The sequence below is a fragment of the Methanobrevibacter sp. genome, from assembly GCF_030539555.1.
Lineage (GTDB): Archaea > Methanobacteriota > Methanobacteria > Methanobacteriales > Methanobacteriaceae > Methanocatella.
In genome coordinates this window covers 1-4265 of sequence record NZ_JAUNXX010000094.1, presented here as the reverse complement: position 1 = coordinate 4265, position 4265 = coordinate 1, and the positions used below count along the sequence as shown (strand labels likewise).

The following is a 4265-nucleotide window of genomic DNA, read 5'->3' as shown; positions in this document are numbered from 1 at the left end:
TTTGATAATGCCAATGACGGAGATACTTTTGAATTTACAAGCAGTGAATACAGAAATATTTCCTTGGTGGTGGATAAAAAATTGAACATTGTCTCCAAAAACAATAGTACAGTTTATGCTTCAAATAAACTAACTGATAAGGCTAAAAGTTTAGAAATAGATAAAACTTTCGGATTTTACTTCACATCTAAATCAGCAGGCAGTGTATTGTCCGGGATAACTATAATTGCTTCCGATTGCGATTGTGGTGTTATAGTGGATAATGCAAAAAATGTTGTCATTAAAGATAATAATGTTGTCGGCGCAAAAAATTGTATTTTAGCTAAAAATTCTGACAGTATTATAATATATGGAAATAACATTTCAAAGGCTACTAATAATGGTTTGCAGATTAATGATGTAAAAAATAGTTTGATTAGGGATAATTACATTTCCTATAATAAATTGTCAGGTATAAAAACATCAAATATCTATTATTGTAACATCACTAACAATACAATTCATCATAACGGTTTAAATGGTATTTCAACATTTAACAAGTCATCACATACTGAAATCAGCAGGAATACTGTTTCGGATAATACTAATGGTATCTACATTAATTCAACATCCACTAATGACGTAGTTAAAACAAATTCATTAACATATAACAGAAAAGACCCTCGTTCCATCATGGGAGGATTCGAAACAGGTAACGGTTTCTTATTGGGTTCAGGATTCAAAAGCTCCGGAAGCACAATACTCAAAGTGGAATACAATTATCTGGCGCATAATGAATTTTATCAGGCTAAAAACTACTGGGAAAATGAAAACTTTGAACTCGGACAGAATTGGTACGATTCCAATGACCCGTCAAATACTTTTGTATGCCCAAGACTTTTAGCATCATTAATGAATTTGGATACATTATCTGTAAGTAACACACTTTCACTTCAGTTGAGGGATGCTTCCGGGAGAGCTGTTAATGAATTTGCAACATTCCAGACAAACGTTGAAGTGGATGGAAACAGATATACTGTAACGGTTAGGGATGGTCAGGCAACTGTCGTTAAGGACTTGGATCCTACCGTTGACCATGATGTTCAAGTTGAAATTGGTGGTCAATTCTATAGATATGACTATAAAGCTTCAGGAGAAAAAGGGGAGTCATCAGATTCACAGACTACACAGTCCAGTGATGGTGAAACAGGTTCTAAAACTGAAACTCAAAATAGTCAGAATAGTGGAACTTCGGATGTTAATGGAAATTCCGATTACCAAGGTAACTCCAATGGAGGAAATTCATCTGGAGCCCATATAGCCAATTCGCAACAATCAGGTAATTATGGAACAAACAGTTCCAATATTCAGTCTCAGGATACTTCTGATAATGGTGAAGATGCATTGTCCAATGGAGATGTAAATGCCGGAAATACTGGAAATGGCGAATCATCTCAGGAAGGAAAAGCATATGAAATTGTACCTCCTGTCACAACTTCAAAAGAGCTAACAAACACTTCTGGTTTGATAGTGTTATGTATTTTATCTTTAATGGGCTGTCTAATCTATGGGTATAGACGCAGATATGATGAAGATGAATTCTGATAATATTACTCCAATTCTTTTTTTTCTTTTTATATTATGAATGACTAATTATTATTGATGACAGTAAAAACTTATTCTTTGAAAATCAACACAAATAAAAACTTTGAAATCATTGATATTACTTCACAAATTAATAATTTAATAGACATTGATGAGGGCATTATTTCTATTTTTTCAAGACATTCCACTTCAGCTATCGTGGTTAATGAAAATGAAAAGGGCTTGTTAAATGATTTGGAATTTCTATTGAATAATTTGGTTTCAGATAAATTTAGCTATGAACATGATAGAATTGACAATAATGCAAAGTCCCATCTGAAATCATTTCTCTTATCTTCTAGTGAATCTTTGCCCATTAAAAATTCAAAACTTGATTTGGGAACCTGGCAATCAGTATTTTTCATAGAATTAGATGGACCAAGAAGGTCCAGAACAATAACTTTAACGATGGTTGGTGAATAATTGAAAAGATGGACAATAATTTTAATAGCTATTATAATTGTCTTGTTGATTTTAATATTTGTTTTCAATAATTATGATGGTGCACAGCAAGTGAGCAATTACTCACAAATGGAGACACAAATGAGGAAGTTGTGGTATTAAAAAAAAGAATTGATGAATTCATTTGTTAATGAATTCAATTTCAAAAGCAATTACCGGATATTCTAAGGTGAAATTGGTTATTACTTCTGGGGATACTTCTCCAAAGAATCCTTTGATAGTTCCTTTTCCGGCGCTTCCTGTAACATCAGCAACTCTACCTTCAATAAATGTCTTATTGTCACTGTCAGATATTTCCATGGAGTAACCTAAGTTAGACAATACGCTGGTCACTACAGATTTAATTTCAGTAAAGTTGGCATGGGAATGACAAATTAGGGCAGCTAATTTTTTTGAAGTTTTTGTTTTATTCTCATTAGTTTCATCCAAGTATAATACATCACCGATTTCAAATATTTTTTGAGGTAAGTCTTCATGTTTGTTGTCTTCTAAAAATTCCATTAAACTGTTGATTAAACTGGTTCTAATCATTGTTCTATCGATAGTTATTGGTCTTGCAACCTGCACGTGATCTTCTTCTGGCAGGTTCATTTTTTCATAATGTGCATCTTCACTTGTAAGCATCAAGCTCATTACTTCCTGAAATCCTAATCCAACCATCACTTCGCGGATGGTGCTTTCAGATTTAAACCAGTTATTTTCGTAAGCTACTGTATTGATGTCAGGTAATTCTGCTACAACATCATTGATGTGATATTGAACGGCAATATTTTCAACAATATCAACTTCATGTAAAATGTCCACCCTATATGCAGGGATGATGGCTTTAACTTCATTGTCATCAATAATTTCAGCATCAAAACGTGCCTTGAACAACAATTCTTTTATATCTCCGGCATTGAGGTCAGTTCCACCAATCAATTCATTTGCTGTGTCAACATGAACATTCATTTCTTGTGGAGTTAAATCTGGAGTTGTAATGGTTTTGTCAGCATATCTGACTTCCATGCTTTTAATTTGTCCGCCAACTTCTGCAAATGATGAGCAAATAATGTTCAATGCCTGGTTAACTGCTCTTTCATCAGTTCCAGTCACGTCAACAATAATGTTTTTGGTGTCTTCTTTGATTTTGGTTAGTTCACCGTTAATGATTGGAGGCATGGACAAAACGTTATCGTCTTTATCTAGGATTAATGGATATTTTTCAAAGTCCTGGATTAAATGAGCATAGTCAACACCTTTGTCATGTTGGGTCAAAATTTCATCGGGAGTCATTTTAAAATCCTTTTCCAAAGGAACAAATGCGTTTGCATCTTTAGGTGTTGCGATATATTTGAATGGAGCTTTGACAACATCTGCATTGTGGATACCGATGGCTACTTTTTTTCTATCTCTTCCGATTACCCAATGGAGGTTCTCTTGGAAATCCATGATATATTTGAGTTTATCTCCAGTAAAATCAACATCATCTATTTTTGCAAATCCTATGTAGGGTCTGATTTGAGCAACATCACTGTCTACTTCAACATATTCTCCAGAATTTTCAACTTTATAATCTGGAAAACCAATTTCCTGACCAATAAATCCTTTAAAAGATCTAGCCACGCCTTCAACTGATAAGTTATCCGGACGGTTTGGGAAGAATTCGACTTTAATTTCTTCATCATCAAAGTCTTCAATATCACTTGACATCATAGGTAAAGTGTCTATGAGTTCATCTTTTTCCATATTTATTCCTAAATCTTTTAAATCTTGATATTTGAATGTAATAACTGGCATTTAATAACTCCATTAATTATTTTTAAAATCCAAGTAGTAAAATGAAAAATAGAGATTCAACTACAAAATGCAGAGCTCTATGTTCTAGTTCACCCATATTCCGTATAAAGACAGTGTGGGTTACATCTATTACAAAATGAATTAGGGCCGCTAGAATTCCTATGGTCGGATTTAAGAAAACTATTGTCAGCACGACAAAATGAAATCCGGCTTCCATTATTTCATGCACTACCCATGTCTGCCATGTTGATTTGGTGGATTGTTGGATTAGGCCACCTAACAATATGTAAAAGTTATTTAAAACTTTCCACATGAGTGTTGTGTGCAGTATGTCGCTTATAGCTAATACGATAGCAATATAAAACCATAGTAAGTTCATTTTTTAACAGTCCTCTTATTGA

At 33.6% G+C, this 4265-nt stretch carries 4 protein-coding genes; 2 read left to right on the top strand and 2 right to left on the bottom strand.

Going from position 1 to position 4265, the window contains the following annotated elements:
• The coding region (locus Q4Q55_RS09795) for a right-handed parallel beta-helix repeat-containing protein (RefSeq protein WP_303372627.1) at positions 1-1584 on the top strand (1584 nt) is incomplete at its 5' end.
• Positions 1585-1641: 57 nt separating this feature from the next.
• Positions 1642-2046 carry a secondary thiamine-phosphate synthase enzyme YjbQ gene (locus Q4Q55_RS09790; RefSeq protein WP_303372626.1) on the top strand — a complete coding sequence of 135 codons (405 nt, stop codon included), beginning with the start codon at positions 1642-1644 and terminating at the stop codon, positions 2044-2046.
• Between the two features lie 159 nt (positions 2047-2205).
• Here the strand turns inward: Q4Q55_RS09790 and pheT are convergent, their stop codons facing one another.
• Together pheT and Q4Q55_RS09780 are read right to left on the bottom strand one after the other, a co-directional pair.
• A complete protein-coding gene (gene pheT / locus Q4Q55_RS09785) occupies positions 2206-3864 on the bottom strand; it encodes a phenylalanine--tRNA ligase subunit beta (protein WP_303372625.1) in 1659 nt (552 codons plus the stop codon).
• A gap of 22 nt (positions 3865-3886) precedes the next feature.
• A complete protein-coding gene (locus Q4Q55_RS09780) occupies positions 3887-4243 on the bottom strand; it encodes a hypothetical protein (protein WP_303372624.1) in 357 nt (118 codons plus the stop codon).
• Positions 4244-4265: the final 22 nt, after the last annotated feature.

Bases quoted from the DNA above. Each gene is read 5' to 3' on its own strand.
- Q4Q55_RS09790 (WP_303372626.1), top strand. From the start codon at position 1,642: ATGACAGTAAAAACTTATTCTTTGAAAATCAACACAAATAAAAACTTT.
- pheT (WP_303372625.1), bottom strand. From the start codon at position 3,864: ATGCCAGTTATTACATTCAAATATCAAGATTTAAAAGATTTAGGAATA.
- Q4Q55_RS09780 (WP_303372624.1), bottom strand. From the start codon at position 4,243: ATGAACTTACTATGGTTTTATATTGCTATCGTATTAGCTATAAGCGAC.